A 21,384-nucleotide genomic window follows, 5' to 3' on the forward strand; every position below is an offset into this window, starting at 1 on the left:
CCGACGGGAGTGTCAACTCCCCAAGGTCAATGGATTTTGCATTTGTTCAGCCTCTTGCCGAACCAGGTAACGCATCGTTAGTGTCCCCGAAATATTCAAGCGCTTCGACGCTTTGCCCGCGCTTCGACGGAGAGGGGCCACGCCACCATGAGATACGGCTTGAACCGCAGGAGCTTCCTGAGTACCGCCGCCACGGTCGCGGGAGCCGCCGCGATGGCGCCCGTGCTGTCCGCCTGCGGCGGCAGCACGCAACACAAGACCGGTGCGAACACCGGGCAGGGCCTGAAGGCGGCCCTGCCCGCCTACGTGCCCAGCACCGTCATCAAGCCGGACATCCCCTCCGTCGCGGGCGGCGCCGGCACGGCGACGGACCCCGGCTTCCTCTCCTACCCGGCCTCCCCGGTCGCCAGCGTCTCCGGCATTCCGGGCAAGGGCGGCAGCTACTCGGCCGTGACGCCGCTGTGGGGCACCGTCCCGCCGGCCGGCAACTCCTTCTACCAGGCCATGCACAAGGCCCTGGGTGTCAACCTCACGATCAAGCCGGCCGACGGCACCCACTACGACACCATCGTTCCGACGATGACCGCCGCCAAGAAGCTGCCGGACTGGATCAACCTGCCGTCCTGGTGGAACAACAACTTCAACACCGGCGAGCTGATCGGCACCCAGCTCGCGGACCTGACCCCGTACCTGTCGGGCGACAAGGTCAAGAAGTACCCCAACCTGGCCGCCATCCCCTCCGGCGCCTGGCAGATGGGGGTCTGGGGCGACAAGCTCTACGGGATCCCCTGCTTCTCCACCAGCTTCTGCATCCCCGGCGCCATCTTCTACCGCCGGGACGTCCTCGATGCCCGGGGCATCACGGCCGACCAGGTGAAGTCCGCCGACGACCTGATGAACCTCGGCAAGGAGCTGACCGACGCCAGGAGGGGCGTGTGGGCCTTCGACGACGTGTGGACCTACCTCTTCACGGCCTGGGGCGCTCCCCAGAACTGGAAGGTCGACAACGGCAAGCTGGTCCACAAGTACGAGACCCAGGAGTTCCTGGAGGCCCTCGACTGGCACTACCGCCTGGCCACCTCCGGCTACATACACCCGGACGCCCTCGCCGGTGACGTCGCCAACGGAGCCACCCGCTTCTACAGCGGAAAGGTACTCATCGCGGGTGGCGGAGCAGGCGCCTGGAATCTGGCCGACCACCAGTCCGGCGTCGCCGCGGACCCGAACTACCGGCGCGGCGCCTTCAACGCCCTCACCGGCGACGGCAAGGGCACGCCCGTAATCTGGATGGGCACCGCCGCCAGCATGATCAGCTACCTCAACGCCGATCTGAAGCCCGCCCAGATCGAGGAACTGCTCTCCGTCGCGAACTACCTCGCCGCTCCCTACGGCACGGCCGAGTACACCCTGGTCAACTTCGGTGTCGAGGGCGTGCACCACAAGCGCGTCAACGGCGTGCCGACCTTCACGAACGAGGGCAAGAAGGACGTCCAGGCGACGACCTACCCGTTCCTGGCCGCTCCCCCCTCCGTGATCAGCAATCCGGGGGGCGACATAGTCACCAAGGACTACGCGGCCTGGCAGGCCGTCAACGTCAAGCACCTCGCCAAGCCGGCCTTCTGGAGCATGAACTTCACCATGCCGCAGGCGATCGCCTCGGCCGCAGCCGCACAGGCCGTCGAGGACACCATCAAGGACTGCTACCACGGCAAGAAGAAGGTCTCCGACGTGCAGGACGCCATCGCCGGCTGGCGGTCCGGCCCCGGGGAGCGGCTCAAGCGATGGATGACCGACAAAGTCCTCAACAAGTACGGCACCGGCCAGTGAGCACCGCAGCACCGAGACGCCCGGCCGGCCCCGCGCGGCTCAACTGGCGGATCAGGCTGAGGCGCGACAAGTCGCTCCTGCTGATGACGGTGCCCGCGGTCGTCCTGCTCCTGGTGTTCAACTACGTCCCGCTGTTCGGCATCCTCACCGCCTTCCAGGAGTACGACCCGCTGGTCGGTGTCTGGCACAGCGACTGGGTCGGCTTCGACCAGTTCCGGCAGTTGTTCGACGACCCGATGTTCTGGGCCTCGATGAAGAACACGCTGTATCTGAGTTTCGTCCAGCTGGTCCTCTTCTTCCCGGTCCCGATCGCCCTGGCCCTGCTGCTCAACTCCGTGGTGAGCGAGCGGATCCGCAACATCTTCCAGTCCGTCGTCTACCTGCCGCACTTCTTCTCGTGGGTGCTCGCGATCACGATCTTCCAGCAGATGCTGGGCGGGGCCGGCGTGCTCAACCAGTTCCTGCGCCGGCACGACATCGGGACCTGGGACATCATGACCAACCCGCACACCTTCGCGCTGCTGGTCACCTCCCAGGTCATCTGGAAGGAGGCGGGCTGGGGGATCATCGTCTTCCTCGCGGCGCTGAGCGCGATCAACAGCGAGCTGTACGAGGCCGCGGCGGCGGACGGCGCGGGCCGGTTCCGGCGGATGTGGCACATCACGCTGCCGGGCCTGCGCGGCGTGATCGTGCTGATGCTGGTCCTGCGCCTGGGCAACGCACTGTCGGTGGGCTTCGAGCAGTTCCTGATCCAGCGTGACGCCGTCGGCCACGAGGCCGCGGACGTCCTGGACACCTTCTCCTTCTACTACGGCATCGCCACCGGCGGCTACAGCTACGGCGCGGCGGCCGGGCTCTTCAAGAGCGTGGTCTCCCTCCTGCTCATCTGGGGCGCCAACCGGCTGGCGCACGCCTTCGGCGAGGACGGGCTGTATCGCAGATGACCAACGCACTCACCATCGGTTCGCGGCGCGAGCAGCGCCGCACGGCAGCAGCAGCCGCCCGCCGCCGGGCCCGCTCCGCCCGCCCACCCTGGGAGGAGCCGCCCACCGCCGTCGGCCAGGCCGCCAAGGGGCTCACGCTCGGCGCAACGCTCGCCGTCATCCTGGTCCCGCTCTGGATCATCGTGGTGACCAGCTTCTCCACCCCCGGCGCCGTCAACCGGGCCGGCGGCCTGGTGATCTGGCCGGACGGCCTGACCACCGAGACGTACCGCCAGATGCTCAGCGACCCGACGGTCGTCACCGCACTGATGGTGAGCCTGGGCATCACCGTGGTCGGCACCGCGATCTCCATGGCCGTCTCCGTCCTGTGCGCCTACGGCCTCTCCCGGCCCCGCTCCCTCGGGCACCGCTTCGTCCTGCTGCTGCTGATCACCACGATGTTCGTCAGCGGCGGCCTGATCCCGAGCTTCCTGGTCGTCACCGGACTCGGCGGGTACGACCAGTGGTGGGCGCTGATCCTGCCCAGCGCCGTCTCCGTCTTCAACATCCTGGTGCTGCGCGCCTTCTACCAGGAGACCTCCTCCGAACTGATCGACGCGGCCCGCATGGACGGCGCGGGGGACTGGCGGATCCTGTGGTCCGTCGTCCTGCCCACCTCACGCGCCGTCACCGCCGTCACCGCGCTGTTCTACGCCGTGGGCTACTGGAACGCGTTCTTCAACGTGATGCTCTACATGCCGACGGACAGTCAGAAGTGGCCGCTGCAATACGTGTTGCTCACCTACGTCAACCGGGGCAACGGCCTGCCGGGCTCCGTCAACTCCGGCTTCGGCACGACCCACGCGCAGACCGCGCCGCTGTCGCTGCAGATGGCGGTCGTGGTCCTCACCCTGGTACCGCTGCTGATCGTCTACCCGTTCGTGCAGAAGCACCTGCGCACCGGCGTCCTCACCGGCGCGATCAAGGGCTGAGCCCGGGGCCCCGCAGACCGGGAGCGGTCCCGCGCGCCCCTCCCCAGCCGCGTGACAGGGACCGCTCCCCAGAACCGACAGAAGGAAGCAGAACGATGGTGACACTCGCCGATGTGGCCAGGCACGCCGGCGTCTCGTCCAGCACGGTCAGCTACGCACTGAGCGGCAAGCGCCCGATCTCCGACGAGACCAGGACCCGCATCGAGCACGCCGTCACGGACCTCGGCTACCACCCCAACGCGGGTGCCCGGGCTCTTGCGGGCAAGCGCTCCCACGTCATCGCCCTGGTGGTGCCGCTCCACCCCGAAGTGCACGTTCCCACCATGATGGAGATCGCCATTGCCGTCACCGTGGCCGCCCGCGAACACGGCTACGACGTTCTGCTGCTCACCAACGACGAAGGGCCCGAGGGCATCCGCCGGGTCGCCGCCACCGGACTCGCCGACGGGGTCATCCTCATGGACGTCCGGCTGGACGACGACCGGATCCCGGTCCTGCAGGCCGAAAAGATCCCGGCCGCCCTCATCGGCCTGCCCGACGACCCCGCCGGACTCTCCTGCGTCGACCACGACTTCGCCACTGCGGGCGCCCTGTGCGCCGACCACCTGGCCGACCTCGGCCACCGCGACGTCGCCTTCATCGGCTACAGCAGCGGCGTCTACCGCCGCCACGCCGGCTACGCCGAGCGAACCCTGAACGGATTCCGCCAACGCGCCGAGCAGCGCGGCCTGCGCGTCCTCCACCGGCCGTGCGAGGGCACGTACGAGAGCACCGCGGGCACCCTGGCCCGCATCTTCGCGGACCGCCCGGACACCACGGGGCTCGTCGTGCAGAACGAGGCCGCGATCGGCCCGCTGCTCAGCCTGCTGCGCGTCGGCGGACGGACCGTGCCGGAGGACGCCTCCGTGCTCGCCATCTGCCCCGACCCGCTGGCGGAGCAGCACTCCCCCCGGCTCACCTCGGTGACCAGTCCCAAGAAGGACCTCGGGCAGGTCGCCGTCGACCAGGTCATGGCGAGGATCGCCGCGACCGGCGCGGGCGACCAGCCGGAGGATCAACTCCTTTTGATGCCACCGGAGCTGGTGGTCCGCGAAAGCACGGCCCCGGCATCGCACCGCAGTTGACACACCGCGACCAGAAGGACAGTTCCCCGATGGACATCCGCCGGCTCACCGACCGCCTCGGCGGGCTCGCCTTCGGCGGGGACTACAACCCCGAGCAGTGGGACGCGGAGGTGTGGAAGGAGGACGACGCGCTGATGCGCCGGGCGCGGGTCAACCTCGCCACCGTCGGCGTGTTCTCCTGGGCCCTGATGGAGCCCGAGGAGGGGCGGTACGACTTCGCCTGGCTCGACGCCCACCTCGACCGCCTCCACGCGGCCGGCGTCGCCGTCGACCTGGCCACCCCCACCGCCTCCCCGCCGCCCTGGTTCACCCTCGCCCACCCGGACGCCCTGCCGGTCCGCCCCGACGGCGCCCGCCTGACCCACGGCAGCCGGGACACCTACTGCCTCACCGCCCCCGCCTACCGCCGGGCCGCCCGCCGCATCGCCACCGCCCTCGCCGAACGCTACGGCGACCACCCGGCGCTCGCCCTGTGGCACGTCCACAACGAGTACGTGACCCTCTGCCTGTGCGACCACACCGCCGCCGCCTTCCGGGTCTGGCTGCGCGCCCGCCACGGCTCCCTCGACGCCCTCAACGAGGCCTGGGGCACCGCCTTCTGGAGCCAGAACTACACCTCGTGGGAGCAGATCCTCCCGCCCCGAGCCAGCCAGTGGCACCACAACCCCGGCCAGACGCTGGACTTCAGCCGCTTCTGGTCCGACGAGACCCTCGCCGCCTACCGCGAGCAGCGCGACGCGATCCGCGCCCACAGCGACCGCCCCGTCACCACCAACCTCATGCTGCCCGGCTACCAGAACCTGGACCTGTGGGCCTTCGGCCGCGAGGTCGACGTGGTCTCCGTCAACCACTACCCCAGCGCACCCGGCGTCGACGCCGCCGCCCAGGCCGCCTTCGACGCCGACCGGGCCCGCTCGATCGCCGGCGGCGCCCCCTGGCTGCTGATGGAACAGGGCACCAACACCGTCTACGCCGGCGGCCGCGTCCTCGCCAAGGAGCCGGGGGACATCCTGCGCCACTCGCTCGCCCACATCGCCCGCGGCTCGGAGGGCGCGCTGTTCTTCCAGTGGCGCCAGTCCCGGGCCGGCGCCGAGCAGTGGCACTCGGCGATGGTCCCGCACGCCGGGCCGGACAGCCGCACCTTCCGCGAGGTCACGGCGGCCGGAGAGGCCGTCGCCCGGCTCGGCGAACTCGCCGGCTCCACCGTCCGGGCCGAGGTCGCCGTCCTGCACGACTCGGACGCCTGGTGGGCCATGCGCGTCGACGGGCTCCCGTCGTCCGAGCTCGACTACCTCGCCGCGCTGCGCCGCGCCCACCGGGCGCTCTGGGACACCGGCCGGACGGTCGACTTCGCCCACCCCGAGCACGACCTGAGCCGCTACCGGCTGGTCCTCGCCCCCGCCCTGTTCCTGCTCACCGACGCGGGCGCCGAGAACCTGCGCCGCTACGTCGCCGCCGGCGGCACTTTGCTCGTCCAGCACTTCAGCGGCGTGGTCGACGAGCGCCTGCACTCCCGGCTCGGCGGCTACCCGGCCGCCCCGCTGCGCGAGGCGCTCGGCATCCGGGTCGAGGAGTACCGCCCGCTGCGCCAGGACGAGCAGATCACGCTCTCCGACGGTTCGACTGCCACCTCCTGGAGCGAATCCCTGCGCGCCGAGGGCGCCGAGGCGCTCGCCGCCTACACCCACGGCATGCTCTCCGGCAGCCCGGCACTCACCCGCCACGGCTTCGGCTCCGGCCACGGCTGGTACCTCTCCACCCACCTCGACGAATCCGGCTACGCCGCCCTGGTCGGCCGACTGCTCACGGAGGCCAGGGTCGCCCCGGAGCTTCCGGGCCTGCCGACGGGCGTCGAAGCCGTCACCCGGCACACCCCGGACGGCCGCGGCTGGCACCTGCTGCTCAACCACAGCGCCGAGGCTGTACCGCTGCCCCGGCCCGGCCATGACCTGCTCACGGACGGGCCGCTGAGCGAGCTGGCGCCCGGCGGCTGCGCGGTCCTGCGCGCGCACTGACCTCGCGCCGCGTCTCCCCATCGAGGAAGGCATCATGACCGACCCGCACGAGACGATCCGCTGGGGCCGCGACGCCCTGGAGCTGGAGGTCTCCCTGGGCGAGCCGGGCCCGCCCCGCCTGGTCCGCCTCGGCGCACCCGGCGAGAAGACCAGCACTCCGCGCCCCGGCGCACCGCTGCCGCGGGGCGCCGTCTGGGCGTACCCGCTGCCCGAGGACTCCCCCGACGAAGTCGCCCTCACCATGGCCAACGGGCTCCTCGGCCGCATCCACCTCTCCGGCCGGCTCACCGAACTCACCTCTGAGGCACGTGACTTGGTTCACGAAGCGGTGGCCGCCCACAAGGCGATCCGCACCGACCTGCCGCAAGCCCTGCCTGCCCGGCCGCTCGGGCTTCCGGGCTGGGAGGACCCGTGGATCGCCCTGGCACTGCACACCCCGGCCACCACCTATGTCAGCGCCTGGCGCCGCCACGGCGCGGAGGCCGTCCGGGATCTCGACCTGCCCCACCTGGTCGGTGCCGACGTCCGCGTCGAAGTGCTCTACCCGTCGTCCAGCCAGGCCGCCACCGTCTGGCCTCCGGCACCGCCGGACTCACCCTGACCCTGCCGTCGGCCCCGTCCGCCGTCCTGCTCCGCCTCACCAGGACTTCTCCCGAAGGGAGTTGATCGTGCGCCGTGCGACCGCGCGCGCCCCACCGCGCCGGCCCGCATCCGTGCGGAACACACTTCGCGTCCGGGCCCGACCCCAAGCAACCCGCCGGGCTCCACCGTCCAGCTTGCGGGAGTTCGATCCCCCACCCGAACACCACGCACCCCCACCCCCTGGAGGGACGCAATGAAATCACCCGTCCACCCCTGTCGTGAACGCGCCATAGCCGCCGCTGCGGCCCTCGCGCTCGCCGTCACCGGCGCGATCGCCGCCGTCGCACCGCCCGCCGCCGCCGCGAACTCCGTGTCGGTGTCGGTCGACGCCGCCCTGCAGCTCGCTGCCGTCCCCGCCACCGGCGTCGGCGTCAACATCCCGGTCTACGACGCCAACATGAACTCCGCCGCCACCCCCGGCCTGCTCAGCACGGCCGGCATCAACGCCGTCCGTTACCCCGGCGGCAGCCACTCCGACGTCTACCACTGGCAGACCGGCACCGCCGACGCCGGTGCGTACGTCGCCCCGAACACCGGCTTCGACGCCTTCATGGGCACCGTGCGCGCCGCCGGAGCGCAGCCGATCATCACCGCCAACTACGGCTCCGGCACCCCGCAGGAGGCCGCCGCCTGGGTCCGGTACGCCAACGTCACCAAGGGCTACGGCGTCAAGTACTGGGAGGTCGGCAACGAGGTCTACGGCAACGGCGAGTACAGCAACGGCAACGGCTGGGAGTACGACACCCACAGCAGCAAGAGCGCCACCACCTACGCCGACAACCTGCTGCAGTACATCTCGGCGATGAAGGCGGCCGACCCGAGCATCAAGATCGGTGCCGTGCTGACCACCCCCGGCTACTGGCCGGACGGCATCGTCGGCCCGGGCGACACCATGGACTGGAACCACACCGTCCTGTCGATCGCCGGCTCAAAGATCGACTTCGCCGTCGTACACGCCTACCCCACCAGCACCAGCCCGGCCGACCTGCTCACCAAACCGCAGGCCCAGAACCCGAACATCGCCGGCACCGTGCGCTCGCTGATCAACCAGTACGCCGGATCCAACGCCCCGAACGTCGGCATCGCGGTGACCGAGGCGAACGCCCAGGCCTACCTGGACACCTCCCCGAACGGATTGTTCGCGCCGGACAACTACCTCACCTGGCTGGAGAACGGCGCGTTCAACGTGGACTGGTGGGACCTGCGCAACGGCACCGACTGCAGCAAGGTGACCACCGTCGAGGGCGCCACCGACTACAACGACGGCGGCATGGTCTCCAGCGGCGCCTCCTGCGAGCCGCCCGTCAACACGCCCTTCCCCGCCTACTACGGCATCCAGATGATCAGCAGGCTGGGCGCGCCCGGCGACACCCTGGTCAAGGCCGCCAGCTCGTCCTCGCTGCTCTCCGCGCACGCCGTCCGCCGCGCCGACGGCGACGTGGACGTCATGCTGATCAACAGGGACCCGAACAACGACGCCACGGTGAACCTCTCCTACACCGGGTTCACCCCTTCCTCCGCCACCCCGACCGTCCACTCCTACCTCAAGAACGCCCACTCGATCGGCACGGCCCAGAGCGGCAGCGCGACCACCCAGACCGTGCCCGCCTACAGCATCACGGTCGTCCAGATGCACCCGGCCAGCGCGGCCTGCCGGGTCGTCTACAACAAGAACGAGTGGCGGGGCGTCATGGTCGGCTCCGTGACGGTCGTCAACAACAGCCTCGGCCAGGTCAACGGCTGGTCCCTCGGCTTCAACTTCCCCGGCGACAACAGCATCACCAACAGCTGGAACGCCTCGGTGTCGCAGAGCGGCCCGAGCGTCAACGCCGGGAACGTGTCCTACGACGCCGCCGTCCCGCAGGGCGGGAGCGTCCAGTGGGGCTTCAGGGCCACCTGGTCCAGCAGTGACGCCGATCCGTCCGCCTTCTGGTTCAACGGCGCCTCCTGCGCGATCGGCTGAACCCGATGAGCCGGTGGTGCCCCGGACTCCCCAGAGGTCGGGGCACCACCCCCGAACACAGACCTCCGAAAGGAACCGACCACGTGTCAGACCAGTCCCAGCCCGCCGGCACCGTCCCCAACCCGGTGATTCCCGGCTTCCACCCCGACCCCAGCATCTGCCGCGTGGGCGACGACTACTACCTCGTCTGCTCCAGCTTCGAGTACTTCCCCGGCATCCCGGTCTTCCACAGCCGCGACCTGGTGAACTGGACGCAGATCGGCAACGCCCTGGACCGGCCGAGCCAGCTGCGCCTCCCGCGCGACATGCCCTCCTCCGGAGGGATCTACGCACCGACGCTGCGCCACCACGACGGCCGCTTCTGGCTGATCGTCACCAACGTCGGCGACGGCGGGAACATGCTCTTCACCGCCACCGACCCGGCCGGTCCGTGGTCCGACCCTGTCCGGCTGCCCGGAGTCCCCGGGATCGACCCGGACCTCGCCTGGGACGAGGACGGCACCTGCTGGTGCACCGTCGCCGGCGTCTCCCAGGTCCGCATCGACCCGACCACCGGCGAGACCCTCGGCGAGCCGTACCGGATCTGGTCCGGTACCCCCGGCGCCCTGGCCCCCGAGGCCCCTCACCTCTACCGCATCGGCGGGTACTGGTACCTGATGATCGCCGAGGGCGGCACCGAGCGCGGCCACGGCGTGTCCATCGCCCGCGGCCTCACGCCCTCCGGCCCGTTCGAGCCGTGCCCGGCCAACCCGGTCCTGACCCACCGCAGCACCGCCCGCCCGATCCAGAACACCGGGCACGCCGATCTCGTCCAGGCGCCCGACGGCTCCTGGTGGATGGTGCTGCTCGGCGTACGGCCGCGCGGCGGCACCCCCGGCTGGCACGTGCTCGGCCGGGAGACCTTCCTCGCCCCGGTCGAGTGGGTGGACGGCTGGCCGGTCGTCGGCGAGGTCACCCCCGAACTGCCCACCCCGGCCTGGCCGCTGCACCCCGCGCCCGCCGTACCGACCCGGGACGACTTCGACCAGGCCGAGCTGCATCCCCGGTGGATCTCGCTGCGCGAGCGGCCGGAGCGCCTGTGCACCACGAAGGAACGATCCGGCTGGCTGACCCTGCACGCTGCGGGTGCCTCCTTGGACGAGAACGACGCGGTCTTCGTCGGCCGGCGCCAGCAGCACCTCGCCTGCCGGGCCCGCACCCTGGTCGACGCCACCGACGGCCGCGGCGGCCTCGCTGTCCGCCTGGACGAGGAGCACCACTACGAGATCGAGGCGGCCGACGGCGAGGTGAGGGTGCTCGCCCGCATCGGCTCGCTGCGCACCGAGGTCGCCGCTCGTCCGGTGGCCGCCGGAGCGGTGGTACTCGGCGTCGAGATCGCTCCGCTGCCCCCGAGCGGCGCGCGGACCGGGCCCGACACCCTCTCCTTCGGCATCGAGGAGCCGGACGGCACTTTCACCGCACTCGCCGCGCTCGACGGCCGCTACCTGTCCACCGAGGTGGCCGGCGGGTTCACCGGCCGGGTCATCGGCATGTACGCCGCCACCGGAACCGTCCACTTCGACCGGTTCGACTACGAGCCCCTGCCGCTCCCCTGACAAACCCGTCAGGGGATCCCCCACCCGTTCACACGAAAGGGACACGCCGTGAATGACGCACCGCATACCGCGCGACCGCGCCACCGCCGACTCCACCGGACGGCCGGCCTCGTGGTGGCCCTGTTCACCGCAGGCAGCCTCGCCTGTGGCACGGCCGCCGCCGCACCGGCCGAGCAGCCCCAGCCCGCAGCCGAGGCGGCAGGGGCCAGGGTCCCGCACGACCCGATGGCCGCCGTGGCCCAGATGCAGCCCAGCTGGAACCTCGGCAACACCCTGGACGCCATCCCCGACGAGACCTCCTGGGGCAACCCGCTCACCACCAAGGCGACCTTCGACGGCCTCCGGGCCCGGGGCTTCCGGAGCGTCCGCATCCCCGTCACCTGGTTCCCCCACCAGTCCGACACCGCCCCCTACACCATCGACCCGGTGTGGATGAAGCGGGTCAAGCAGGTGGTCGACCTGGCGCTGGCGGACGGCCTCTACGTCGAGATCAACGTCCACCACGACTCGTGGAAGTGGATCGAGAACATGTCCACCGACCACGACACCATCATGGCGCGGTTCAACTCGACCTGGCAGCAGATCGCCACCGCCTTCAAGGACGAGCCACGCACGCTGCTCATGGAGAGCATCAACGAGCCGCAGTTCTCCAACGCGACCGACGCCCAGAAGACCCAGTACCTGCGAGAGCTCAACACCTCGTTCCACAGCATCGTCCGCAACTCCGGCGGGCGGAACAAGGACCGCCTGCTCGTCCTGCCCTCGGAGGAGACCAACTCCGCCCAGCACTGGCTCGACGACCTGTCGACGACGATCAACTCGCTGCACGACCGCAACCTGGTGGCGACCGTGCACTACTACAGCTTCTATCCGTTCAGCGTGAACATCGCCAACGGCACGACATTCGACGCCAGGACCCAGAAGGACCTGACCGACGGCTTCGCCCGGGTGCACGACACCCTCGTCGCCAAGGGCATCCCCGTCTACCTCGGCGAATACGGCCTGCTCACCTCGCCCTACTCCGGCGTCGTCGAGCGCGGGGAGATGCTGAAGTACTTCGAGGCGGTCAACTACGAGGCCCGGGCCAACGGCATGACCAGCGCGGTCTGGGACGCCGAAAACGACTTCCTGAACCGCTCCACCATGCAGTGGCGGGACCCCGAGCTGGCAGCCCTGATCAAGGCGTCCTGGACCACCCGTTCGGGCACCGCCTCCACCGACAACATCTTCCTGCCGAAGTCCGCCCCCATCACGGCACAGACCATCACCCTGAACCGCAACGGCCTCACCTTCACCGGGCTCTGGCAGGGCGACCGGCAGCTGGTCCCCTTCCGCGACTACACCCTCGACGGCGACCAGCTGACGCTGACCGCGGACGCCCTCACCCGGCTCGCCGGCGACCGCACCCACGGCGTCGACGCGACACTCCAGGTCCGGTACTCCGACGGAGTCCCCTGGCAGCTCAACGTGCGCTCGTACGACAAGCCGGTGCTCTCCGACGCCACCGGAACCGCCGACGGGCTCACCATCCCGACCCGGTTCAACGGTGACCTGATGGCCAACGTGGAGTCCACCTACGCCGACGGCACCGCCGCCGGCCCGGCCTCCTGGACCACGTTCCAGTCGTTCGCCAACTACGGCCCCGACTACAGCGCCAACACCACCACCGTCAAGGCCGATTTCCTCAAGTCGCTCAAGGACGGCGCCCCGGTGACGCTCACCTTCCACTTCTGGTCCGGCGCCACCGTCACGTACCACCTGACCAAGTCCGGCACCACGGTGACCGGCACCGCCTCCTGACCGCAGTCCTCCCGTAGCCCCGGCTGCCGCCCCCGGCAGCCGGGCTGCGCGTGCCCATACATCATCCAACCAGGTAGAGGCCTTGATCGACTGACCTCTCAGGCCGCGCTCGCCGACAACTTCACTGTCTGCCGATGAGCAACCGCAGGGCAAGCCCTGGCCCGGCAGCCCGAGCCGGGTGCTGAGGGCCCCGGCCGGGGGCAGGCCATGCGCCAACCTGTCCTGCGGTAGGCCTGGGCGATGACGGTGCAGCGAGGAGCGTTCAGGTGGGCGTGTGGTGCCCATTCTGATGACGTGGCGATGGGTCTTCGCGGAAAGCGCCCGGCGTCACGCCCGTCCGTAGCCGAAAGAACTTCGTGAAGTCGCTGGCGTCGGTGAACCCGAGCCGGTGCGCGACCTCCTTCGCGGCGAGACCGCTGTGCCACAGCAGCCGCTTCGCCTCGAGCAGCACCCGGTCGTCGATGTACTGCTTGGCGGTACGTCCCGTCGCGGCGAGCGTCGCACGGGTCAGGGTGCGCGGGCTGTAGCCGAGCGCCGCTGCGTAGTCCTCCACGCGTCGGGTCACCGCATGGTCCCGCTCCACGGCCGAGTGGAAACGGCGGAAAGTCTCTGACGCGGGGGTCGGCCGGGGCGCCGGGCCGCGCGCCTGTGCGAACCGCACCACAAGGACGGACAGCAGCGCGCGCAACACCTCGGTGTGTGCCTGGAGGGGAAGCGAGGCCATCGCACCGTACTCGTACGAGAGGTGGTCGAGCGCCCGCCGCAGGCCCTCCGCCGCCGCGCTGTCCGGCGTCGTCGGACACTGCTCGTAGGGCGGGTCCATGTGCGCCGCCGACACCGTGGCCGACGGCAGGAAGCCCGGCTGGAACAGCACCACGACCCCGTCCGCCGCCACCAGGTCGGGGCCGAACCGCTGCACCTGACCCGGTCGGATCCACAGCCACGACCCGGGCCGCAGCTCGTGCTCGACGAAGTCCACCCACATCCGCAGCGGCCGCGAGCGGGCGCCGATCAGCTGGTGGAAGGCGGGCCGCAGCGGCACGTACGGGTCGTTGCCATGGCGGCGCGAGCGCTCGTACAGATCGGCGAGCTCCATCACCTCGACCCCGGCCGCGGCGCCCACGGTCGGGGTGTAGGCCAGCTCCTTGACCTCAGACTGTCCGTTTTTCCCCATCGTGAGTCCCGAGGGTACCGCCGCCCGCCCAGAACCGCCTCCTAGCGTGGAAACACAGGTCAGCGAGGTGTGAGGAGTGGTCTTGTGCGGTTGGTCGTGGGAATGACCGGGGCGACGGGAGCCCCGTTCGGTGTCCGGCTCCTGGAGCACTTGCGGGAGCTGCCGGACGTGGAGACGCATCTGGTGCTGTCCCGGTGGGCGCGCACCACCATCGAGCTGGAGACGGGCCTGTCCGTGGCCGGCGTGTCCGCGCTCGCCGATGTCACGCACCATCCCGAGGACCAGGGCGCCACCATCTCCTCCGGTTCGTTCCGCACCGACGGCATGGTGATCGTGCCGTGCTCCATGAAGACCCTCGCCGGGATCAGGACCGGCTATGCCGAGGGGCTCGTGGCCCGCGCCGCCGACGTCGTCCTGAAGGAGCGCCGCAAGCTGGTCCTCGTCCCGCGCGAGACACCGCTGAGCGAGATCCACCTCCGGAACATGCTCGAACTTGCCCGCATGGGCGTGCACGTGGTGCCGCCCATGCCCGCCTTCTACAACAACCCGCGGACCGTCGACGACATCGTCGACCACATCACGGCCCGCATCCTCGACCAGTTCGACCTGCCCGCGCCCGCCGCCAAGCGCTGGGCCGGGATGCGCGCGGCGCGCACGGCCTCCCGATCGTCGGCTGACGCCGCCTGACATTTCTCAACCGCAAAGGAGTTCCCTATGGCATACGACGATCTGCGCAGTTTCCTGGACAGGTTGGAGAAGGAAGGGCAGCTGCTGCGCATCACCGACGAGGTGCTGCCCGAGCCGGATCTCGCGGCCGCCGCCAATGCGACGGGCCGCATCGGCGAGAACGCCCCCGCGCTCTACTTCGACAACGTCAAGGGCTTCACCGACGCCCGCATCGCCCTCAACGTCCACGGCTCCTGGGCCAACCACGCGCTCGCCCTCGGACTGCCGCGGAACACCCCGGTCAAGGAGCAGGTCGAGGAGTTCGCCCGCCGTTGGGACGCGTTCCCCGTCGCGCCCGAGCGCCGCGAGGACGCGCCCTGGCGCGAGAACACCCGGGAGGGTGAGGACATCGACCTGTTCTCCGTGCTGCCGCTGTTCCGCCTCAACGACGGAGACGGTGGCTTCTATCTCGACAAGGCCGCCGTCGTCTCCCGCGACCCCGAGGACCCGGACGACTTCGGGAAGCAGAACGTCGGCACCTACCGGATCCAGGTCATCGGCCGGGACCGGCTCGCCTTCCAGCCCGTCCCGATGCACGACGTCGCCCAGCACCTGCGCAAGGCCGAGGAGAGGGGCGAGGACCTGCCCATCGCCATCGCCCTCGGCAACGACCCGGTGATGGCGATCGTGGCCGGGATGCCGATGGCGTACGACCAGAGCGAGTACGAAATGGCGGGCGCCCTGCGCGGCGCGCCCGCGCCGATCGCCACCGCGCCGCTCACCGGCTTCGACGTGCCCTGGGGGAGCGAGGTCGTCATCGAGGGCGTCATCGAGTCTCGCAAGCGTCAGATCGAGGGCCCCTTCGGCGAGTTCACCGGACACTACTCGGGCGGCCGCCGCATGCCCGTCATCCGCGTGGACCGCGTCTCGTACCGCACGAACCCGATCTTCGAGTCCCTCTATCTCGGCATGCCGTGGACCGAGTGCGACTACCTCGTCGGACCCAACACGTGCGTGCCGCTGCTCAAGCAGCTGCGCGCCGAGTTCCCCGAGGTGCAGGCGGTCAACGCCATGTACACGCACGGCCTGATGGTGATCATTTCCACGGCCAAGCGGTACGGCGGCTTCGCCAAGGCCGTCGGCATGCGCGCCATGACGACGCCGCACGGACTTGGCTACGTGGCCCAGGTGATCCTCGTCGACGAGGACGTCGACCCGTTCAACCTGCCGCAGGTCATGTGGGCCATGTCCGCCAAGGTCAACCCGAAGGACGACGTCGTCGTCATCCCCAACCTGTCCGTCCTGGAACTCGCGCCCGCCGCGCAGCCCGTCGGCATCACCAGCAAGATGATCATCGATGCGACGACGCCGGTCGCCCCGGACGTCCGCGGCAACTTCTCGACCCCGGCCAAGGACCTGCCCGAGACCGCAGAATGGACGGCCCGCCTGCAGCGCCTCATCGCCGACCGCCACTGACGCCTGTCACTCCTCCCCTCCTCCCTGAAAGGACAAATCCCGTGAACGACGAGCACCTTGAGTGCCCCCGTTGCGCTTTCGACACGATCACCCAGCTCGCCGCGTCCCCGGTCCCCGGTGTGTGGGACGTGCTGCAGTGCCCGCGCTGCCTCTATACCTGGCGCACCATCGAACCCGCCCGCCGCACCCGCCGCGACGCCTACCCCGAGGCGTTCAAGCTGACGGAGGCCGACATCGAGAACGCGATCGAGGTGCCCGCCGTCCCTCCTCTGACAGGCCGCAGTTGATGACGTAGCGGGTGTGTGTGCGGGCCTTGGTGGGACAAGACTCGGATCCAGGGGGGAGCAACGTCGGTCATGTCTTGACATGCATCGCCACATCGCCCCGAGAACCAGCCCCAGAAATGTTCAAGGGTCCGGCTCTTCCGATCCCGCCAGCGGCCGGGCCTGCTGGTCAGCCCGTGGGCCGGACGGTTCGCCGGGACCTACTTCTTCTTCCACTCCTTGACCGTCAGCCCGCCGGGGACCTTCAGCTCGAAGGCGCCGCCGATCGCGGTGTCGAGGGCGGCGGCCGGATCGTTGCCACTACCGAAGGCGCTGACCGCGAGCAGTTCCTTGAGTTGCGCGCCGGTGCCGCGGAACGCCTTGGCCGTCTTCATCGTCTCTCGGGCCGCGTCGGCGTCCATGGACTTGTTCATCTTCTCCAGCAGGTCCGGGGAGATCCAGCAGTCCGCGATCTCGTCGAGGTCCCACTCCGCGTACCAGTGCGTGTTGTTGAGCCAGTTGCGCTGGGGCACCTGGCCGTCCACGGCCACCAGGTAGAACGTGAACTTGATATTGCCGAGCGAGCGCCAGTCGGCGACATTCGTGTGCTCGCTCGCCCGGCCGGCGGCCGCGTTCTCGTACGTCGACGCGATCTCCGTGAAACTCGGCGGGTTCTCCGGATCACGGCCCGTGTAGTGACGGATCGTCCACCGCTTGGCCAGCAGCTCTCCGGCCTGCCTCCTGCGGACCGCGGCAATCCGCTGCTGCGAGGCCTGCTTGATGCTGTCGAGGATGTTGAACTCGCTCTGCCCCTCACCGGGCCGGAACTGCTGGGAGGTCATGTACTGCATCAACTGCCAGGCGTCGTCGTCCGAATGGCCCGACTTCTTCAGGGCGGCAAGGATCTCGTCCGGCGTCTTGGCGTTGCGCAGGTCGTCGTCCTCGTTCCGCTGGACGGGCGAGGCCGCGTGGGTCCGGCGGCTGCCGGTGGGGTGGCCGCTCGTGTGCTCCTCGGCCGTCCGCTGCACCGGCGCGCCGCCGCTCATCACCCTGCGCGCGTTGGCGACCGCGCGGCGCTCTCCCGCGTCGGCGGGATCCGAGACGCGCAGGCCCGAGCCGTTGTCCGTACCGGGAACCGGGCCGGCCTGCTGGTCCAGGTAGTGGGTCAGCTCGTGCGCCCAGTCCTCCTTCGTCATCCGGCCGCCGTCGACCACATGCGCCCCCGAGGTGTACGCCTTGGCCTGGATCTCCACCGCCGAGCGGCGGGCGACCTCGTCCGAGTGGACGCGCACACCGCTGAAGTCGGCGCCCCCGAACCGGGCCTCCATCTCCTCACGTAGCCGGGCGTCCATGGGCCTGCCGGGAGAGCGCAGCACATCGTGCACCAGGGAGCGACGCTGCACCTGCCCGTCCCGCTCCCGTGCGACGGCCCGCGTCACCGCCTCGTTGCCCACCGCTCGCTGCAGCGCCTCCAGCCCGGCGGGCGCCGGGCCGGCCGGCCGACGCGGCGCGGACCGCGTGTCGCTCTGCTCGTTCTCCTTGTCGTGCGCGCGCACGGGCGCTCCCCTCGAAGGCGGACACACTTCAACACCAGAGCCTGCCCGGCCCCGCCGAGCCGCGGAATGAACGCGAGGGCAGCCTTGCGGGCAAGGGGACTGCCGTCGGACGGGTACCGAAGAAGCCGGGTGTGCTGCCGGCTGCCGAGCGGGCAACCGAACTCGCCGGTCCCCGACGGCATGGCACTCGACGCGCTCGGGGACCTGCGGTGGGTCGGGTTCCCCCGCCCGGGCAGCCCCGCCTGGTACGACGAGCCGACCGCGTTTCCGCGCGGCAGCGGCAGGACCTGGGTTCCGCGGGCGCCCGAGGGACAGGCGCTCATCACGGACGTGAAGCCGGCGACGGTCGCGTCCGGGCGGGCCTTCGCTCGCTGCGCCGGGCCGGCAGCAGCCGCTGCAGGCCCGCGTGACCTGGCCACCCGTGGTCGGGCACCCTCTCTTGCGGCGCACCCCGGACGGTGCCGCCCGCCGACTCCCGCCGCCGTCTGCGGCGGCTCATCGCAGCGCTCGACCGGACGGCGACCGGGTGACCGGCGGACCGGGCACCTTCGCGGGCTGCGTATCGGCACTCCGTCGGCAAGGGAAACGGGGGCCGGTGCCCCTCCGCGACAGGGCGCCGCGGCCAGGGGCCCGGGCACGTGCGGCGCATTCCCCCCTGTCGGGCCGGTCAGACGGCAGTGCGGCCGCCGTCGACGCGCAGAACCACTCCCTGCACGAAGCCACCGCGTCGCCCGCTGGACAGGCGATCACCTCGACGATCTCCCGGGCCTCGGCGGACCGTCCGGCGGGGGCCTGCGCCGCGAGGGCATCGAGGTCCGACGCATGCCGACGTGGCGCGCCGCCTTGACACCCACTCAGGATGCCTTCGCACCTGCAAGGCATGGTGTCAGGTGCCTGAACCGGCCAATCGCTCAGAGCAGTTGCACTCGCCGGAGCCGGGCGGAAGCCCGCCGGAGGCCCACGTTTCCGGGCTTCCGGCATTCTGCGAAATGTGTCGGAACCATCCCGCGCTCTGCCGGTTTTCGGCCGGAGTGGGATTCTCCTCTTCCACTCGTGCCCTACGGGGCGAACGATGTTCGAGGGAGCGATGTCACCGGGTGACGTCGCTGAGTACGCCACTGACGTTCAGGACCTCATGACACTGCTGTGCCTGCTGGCCGGTTGCCGGAGTACCGGGCTTCGCACATGTCACCTTCACGGCGACCTTGGCGTCCTCAGGGATCTTGATGGGGGTGACCCAGTGGTAGTCCTGATTGCGGAAGGTCTCCAGAGCGATCGTGGTGATCTTCCGGTCGCCGAAGGTGATGGTCATGATGCCTTCGTCGCCCTGGAAGTTGGCGACCACGATGTCCGTGATCCCGAACACCTTGCCCTTGGGCACCACATACGCGCCGGTCTTGTCCTGCCCGCCGGACGTCTGTACATCGATCGTGGCCGAACTCTGCTGACCGGTGCCGCCATCGCCGCCGTCTGCGCCGGTGCCGCCACCGCCGCCCTTGCCCGACGTCGAACCCTTGCCGCCCTGGGTACCCGTACCCGCCTTGTCCCCGGAACCGGTCCCTGGAGACTGCCCGTTCTGGCCGCCGGGCGTGGGCCGCGGCTGGACCACCTCGTTGGCGGCCTGCTTGGCGGCGCTGCGCACCGCCGGACGGACGAGCGCGAACCAAGCGAGCACCAGCGCGATCAGAGCCGCGAGCACCGCGAGCAGCCACTTGGGGAAGACCGGGATCTGAACGAACTCGGCTTCCAGCGGCGGCCGAACGAGAGCACCGGGCCGTTCGGCACGCTCAGCCGCCGCGGTGTCCGTCGCACGTACAGTGAATGGCCAGACCACGGGCTTGCCGAACCAGACCGGCTTGCCGGTGCGCACCCGCAGCCGGGTCTCCACCGACTCTCCTGGCTCCAGCGGCAGTTCGGCGGCAGTGAACGCGAACCGCAGCTCCTCCCCCGGCTGTTCCGGTGTCAGGGCGATCCGGGCCGGGGCGTTGCCCTCGTTGCGCACCGCCAGCCGGTAGCGGCCGCGGAGCCAGCCACGCCGGCGGCGCGGCAGGATCTCGGTGCGCAGCTCGTGGAACTCCTCCACGTGCACCGTCGTTTCGGGCACCGTGACGGCCTCGGGGTGCTCCGCCGGCAGCACGCGTACGGCCAGCGGCACATCGCCCGCGCGGACCTCGGGCGAGCGGGGCGGGTCCAGCCGGATGGCCACCGTCTCGGAGGTGCCGGGATACAGCGAGACCCGCTCGGGTTCCACGGTGGCCCAGGCCGCACAGTCACCGACGACCTCCAATGTGTACGCCTCGACGATGTCACTGTCGTTGCGTACGGTCAGCCGGGTCGAGGCGGTACCGCCCGGGGTCACTGTCACGTCGGGCATGTCGAGCCCGGGCAGTCCAGGGCCGGAAGAGGCTGCAGAAGGCGTCACGCGACGACCGTAGAACCGCCTCCGGACGGCCACGAGAGGTGCGAGGGCAACATCCGGGCAGTGCGCGTGCCCCGCGCGGTCCGGGACAACTTGCCGGACTGGCATGCCTGTTGATGACTCATGCACCGGCCCGCGGACCTCCGGCGGGCCCCGCGCCGTCCCCTTTTCAGCTTCCGCGGCCTTCCGCACCCCTTCGCCACTCCGACTGGAACAGGACTCCGCATGTCCCTCTCCGCAGCAGAACATCAGGCCGGTACGGCCGGCCGGCCGTACCGGGTCTCCGTCGCCGTGTACGCCCAGGACCTGGTCCTGCGCATCGGTGTCGTCCAGCAGCTCCGCCAGCGTCCCGAGGTGGAGCTGCTGGACGACACCGACGCGGAACGGGCACACGCGTCCCTCGTGGTCGTCGACTCCGTGGACGACGAGGTGATGGCCCTGCTGCAGCGGTTGCAGCGCAACCGTGCGACGCGCACCGGACTCGTGGTCGGTTCCTTCGAGTCCGCGGCGCTGCAGCGGGTCGTCGAGTGCGGTGTCGCGGCGGTGCTGCGGCGCTCCGAGGCGGACCAGGACCGGCTCCTTCATCTGGTGCTCGCGCTGGCCAATGGCGAAGGCGTGCTCCCCGGTGACCTGCTCGGCAAGTTGCTGAGCCATGTCGGCAACTTGCAGCGCGCGGCGCTCGATCCGCACGGTCTGGCCCTGTCCACGCTGACCGCGCGCGAGGCGGACATGCTGCGCCTGGTGGCGGACGGGTTCGACACCGCGGAGATAGCGCGCAAGACGTCGTACTCCGAACGGACCGTCAAGAACGTGCTGCATGAGATCACCACACGTCTGCAGTTACGCAATCGGGCTCATGCCGTCGGCTACGCACTGCGCAACGGACTTATCTGAGTGGGCGTCACCTGCTGTTTGCAGGAGCGTGGTGTTGCCCGAAAGCGCAGCCCGC

The 21,384-nt window shown here is 70.3% G+C and carries 16 protein-coding genes; 13 read left to right on the top strand and 3 right to left on the bottom strand.

Annotated features, from left to right (window positions below; translation table 11 throughout):
- Positions 1-147: 147 nt before the first annotated feature.
- The 9 genes from ACWC2T_RS27970 to ACWC2T_RS28010 all read left to right on the top strand — a co-directional run bounded on the left by ACWC2T_RS27970 (position 148) and on the right by ACWC2T_RS28010 (position 12,881).
- The gene (locus tag ACWC2T_RS27970; RefSeq protein WP_450673118.1) at positions 148-1,827 is read left to right on the top strand and encodes a Tat pathway signal sequence domain protein; all 1,680 of its coding nucleotides are present in this window, start codon (positions 148-150) and stop codon (positions 1,825-1,827) included.
- Positions 1,782-2,771, top strand: a complete 990-nt coding sequence (locus tag ACWC2T_RS27975; RefSeq protein ID WP_450673119.1) for an ABC transporter permease — start codon at positions 1,782-1,784, stop codon at positions 2,769-2,771. The genes ACWC2T_RS27970 and ACWC2T_RS27975 overlap by 46 nt, the downstream gene beginning before the upstream one ends.
- On the top strand, positions 2,768-3,742 hold the full coding sequence (locus ACWC2T_RS27980; protein WP_450673120.1) for a carbohydrate ABC transporter permease: 975 nt from the start codon (positions 2,768-2,770) through the stop codon (positions 3,740-3,742). Before ACWC2T_RS27975 ends, ACWC2T_RS27980 begins: the two co-directional genes overlap by 4 nt.
- 95 nt (positions 3,743-3,837) lie before the next feature.
- Complete coding sequence (locus ACWC2T_RS27985) at positions 3,838-4,866, top strand: LacI family DNA-binding transcriptional regulator (protein WP_450673121.1); 1,029 nt, start codon at positions 3,838-3,840, stop codon at positions 4,864-4,866.
- 29 nt (positions 4,867-4,895) lie between these two features.
- Entirely contained in the window at positions 4,896-6,881 is a 1,986-nt protein-coding gene (locus tag ACWC2T_RS27990; RefSeq protein WP_450673122.1) for a beta-galactosidase, read from the top strand.
- Between the two features lie 34 nt (positions 6,882-6,915).
- Positions 6,916-7,482, top strand: a complete 567-nt coding sequence (locus ACWC2T_RS27995) for a hypothetical protein (RefSeq protein ID WP_450673123.1) — start codon at positions 6,916-6,918, stop codon at positions 7,480-7,482.
- Positions 7,483-7,716: 234 nt separating this feature from the next.
- A complete protein-coding gene (locus ACWC2T_RS28000) occupies positions 7,717-9,486 on the top strand; it encodes a cellulose binding domain-containing protein (RefSeq protein WP_450673124.1) in 1,770 nt (589 codons plus the stop codon).
- 83 nt (positions 9,487-9,569) lie between these two features.
- Positions 9,570-11,081: a glycoside hydrolase family 43 protein gene (locus ACWC2T_RS28005; protein WP_450673125.1), complete on the top strand. Its 1,512-nt coding sequence runs from the start codon at positions 9,570-9,572 to the stop codon at positions 11,079-11,081.
- Between the two features lie 48 nt (positions 11,082-11,129).
- On the top strand, positions 11,130-12,881 hold the full coding sequence (locus ACWC2T_RS28010; RefSeq protein ID WP_450673126.1) for a cellulase family glycosylhydrolase: 1,752 nt from the start codon (positions 11,130-11,132) through the stop codon (positions 12,879-12,881).
- Positions 12,882-13,143: 262 nt separating this feature from the next.
- Here ACWC2T_RS28010 and ACWC2T_RS28015 read toward each other — a convergent pair whose 3' ends face one another.
- On the bottom strand, positions 13,144-14,055 hold the full coding sequence (locus tag ACWC2T_RS28015) for a helix-turn-helix domain-containing protein (RefSeq protein ID WP_450673127.1): 912 nt from the start codon (positions 14,053-14,055) through the stop codon (positions 13,144-13,146).
- Positions 14,056-14,139: 84 nt separating this feature from the next.
- On the opposite strand from ACWC2T_RS28015, the gene ACWC2T_RS28020 reads away from it, so the two are divergent.
- The 3 genes from ACWC2T_RS28020 to ACWC2T_RS28030 are packed head-to-tail and all read left to right on the top strand — an operon-like array spanning position 14,140 to position 16,484.
- Complete coding sequence (locus ACWC2T_RS28020; protein ID WP_450673128.1) at positions 14,140-14,742, top strand: non-oxidative hydroxyarylic acid decarboxylases subunit B; 603 nt, start codon at positions 14,140-14,142, stop codon at positions 14,740-14,742.
- Positions 14,743-14,769: 27 nt separating this feature from the next.
- On the top strand, positions 14,770-16,197 hold the full coding sequence (gene vdcC, locus ACWC2T_RS28025) for a non-oxidative vanillic acid decarboxylases subunit C (RefSeq protein WP_450673129.1): 1,428 nt from the start codon (positions 14,770-14,772) through the stop codon (positions 16,195-16,197).
- A 41-nt stretch (positions 16,198-16,238) separates the two neighbouring features.
- Positions 16,239-16,484, top strand: a complete 246-nt coding sequence (locus ACWC2T_RS28030) for a non-oxidative hydroxyarylic acid decarboxylases subunit D (protein WP_450673130.1) — start codon at positions 16,239-16,241, stop codon at positions 16,482-16,484.
- 197 nt (positions 16,485-16,681) lie between these two features.
- Here ACWC2T_RS28030 and ACWC2T_RS28035 read toward each other — a convergent pair whose 3' ends face one another.
- Positions 16,682-18,016, bottom strand: coding sequence for an eCIS core domain-containing protein (locus tag ACWC2T_RS28035; RefSeq protein WP_450673131.1), 1,335 nt, complete (start codon positions 18,014-18,016; stop codon positions 16,682-16,684).
- A gap of 1,090 nt (positions 18,017-19,106) precedes the next feature.
- Entirely contained in the window at positions 19,107-20,390 is a 1,284-nt protein-coding gene (locus tag ACWC2T_RS28040) for a COG1470 family protein (RefSeq protein ID WP_450673181.1), read from the bottom strand.
- A 270-nt stretch (positions 20,391-20,660) separates the two neighbouring features.
- Between ACWC2T_RS28040 and ACWC2T_RS28045 the strand changes: the two genes are divergently transcribed.
- The gene (locus ACWC2T_RS28045; protein ID WP_450673132.1) at positions 20,661-21,329 is read left to right on the top strand and encodes a LuxR C-terminal-related transcriptional regulator; all 669 of its coding nucleotides are present in this window, start codon (positions 20,661-20,663) and stop codon (positions 21,327-21,329) included.
- Positions 21,330-21,384: the final 55 nt, after the last annotated feature.

This window comes from Streptomyces sp. NPDC001393 (genome assembly GCF_053597455.1).

Bases quoted from the DNA above. Each gene is read 5' to 3' on its own strand.
- ACWC2T_RS27970 (WP_450673118.1), top strand. From the start codon at position 148: ATGAGATACGGCTTGAACCGCAGGAGCTTCCTGAGTACCGCCGCCACG.
- ACWC2T_RS27975 (WP_450673119.1), top strand. From the start codon at position 1,782: ATGGATGACCGACAAAGTCCTCAACAAGTACGGCACCGGCCAGTGAGC.
- ACWC2T_RS27980 (WP_450673120.1), top strand. From the start codon at position 2,768: ATGACCAACGCACTCACCATCGGTTCGCGGCGCGAGCAGCGCCGCACG.
- ACWC2T_RS27985 (WP_450673121.1), top strand. From the start codon at position 3,838: ATGGTGACACTCGCCGATGTGGCCAGGCACGCCGGCGTCTCGTCCAGC.
- ACWC2T_RS27990 (WP_450673122.1), top strand. From the start codon at position 4,896: ATGGACATCCGCCGGCTCACCGACCGCCTCGGCGGGCTCGCCTTCGGC.
- ACWC2T_RS27995 (WP_450673123.1), top strand. From the start codon at position 6,916: ATGACCGACCCGCACGAGACGATCCGCTGGGGCCGCGACGCCCTGGAG.
- ACWC2T_RS28000 (WP_450673124.1), top strand. From the start codon at position 7,717: ATGAAATCACCCGTCCACCCCTGTCGTGAACGCGCCATAGCCGCCGCT.
- ACWC2T_RS28015 (WP_450673127.1), bottom strand. From the start codon at position 14,055: ATGGGGAAAAACGGACAGTCTGAGGTCAAGGAGCTGGCCTACACCCCG.
- vdcC (WP_450673129.1), top strand. From the start codon at position 14,770: ATGGCATACGACGATCTGCGCAGTTTCCTGGACAGGTTGGAGAAGGAA.
- ACWC2T_RS28040 (WP_450673181.1), bottom strand. From the start codon at position 20,390: ATGCCCGACGTGACAGTGACCCCGGGCGGTACCGCCTCGACCCGGCTG.
- ACWC2T_RS28045 (WP_450673132.1), top strand. From the start codon at position 20,661: ATGTCCCTCTCCGCAGCAGAACATCAGGCCGGTACGGCCGGCCGGCCG.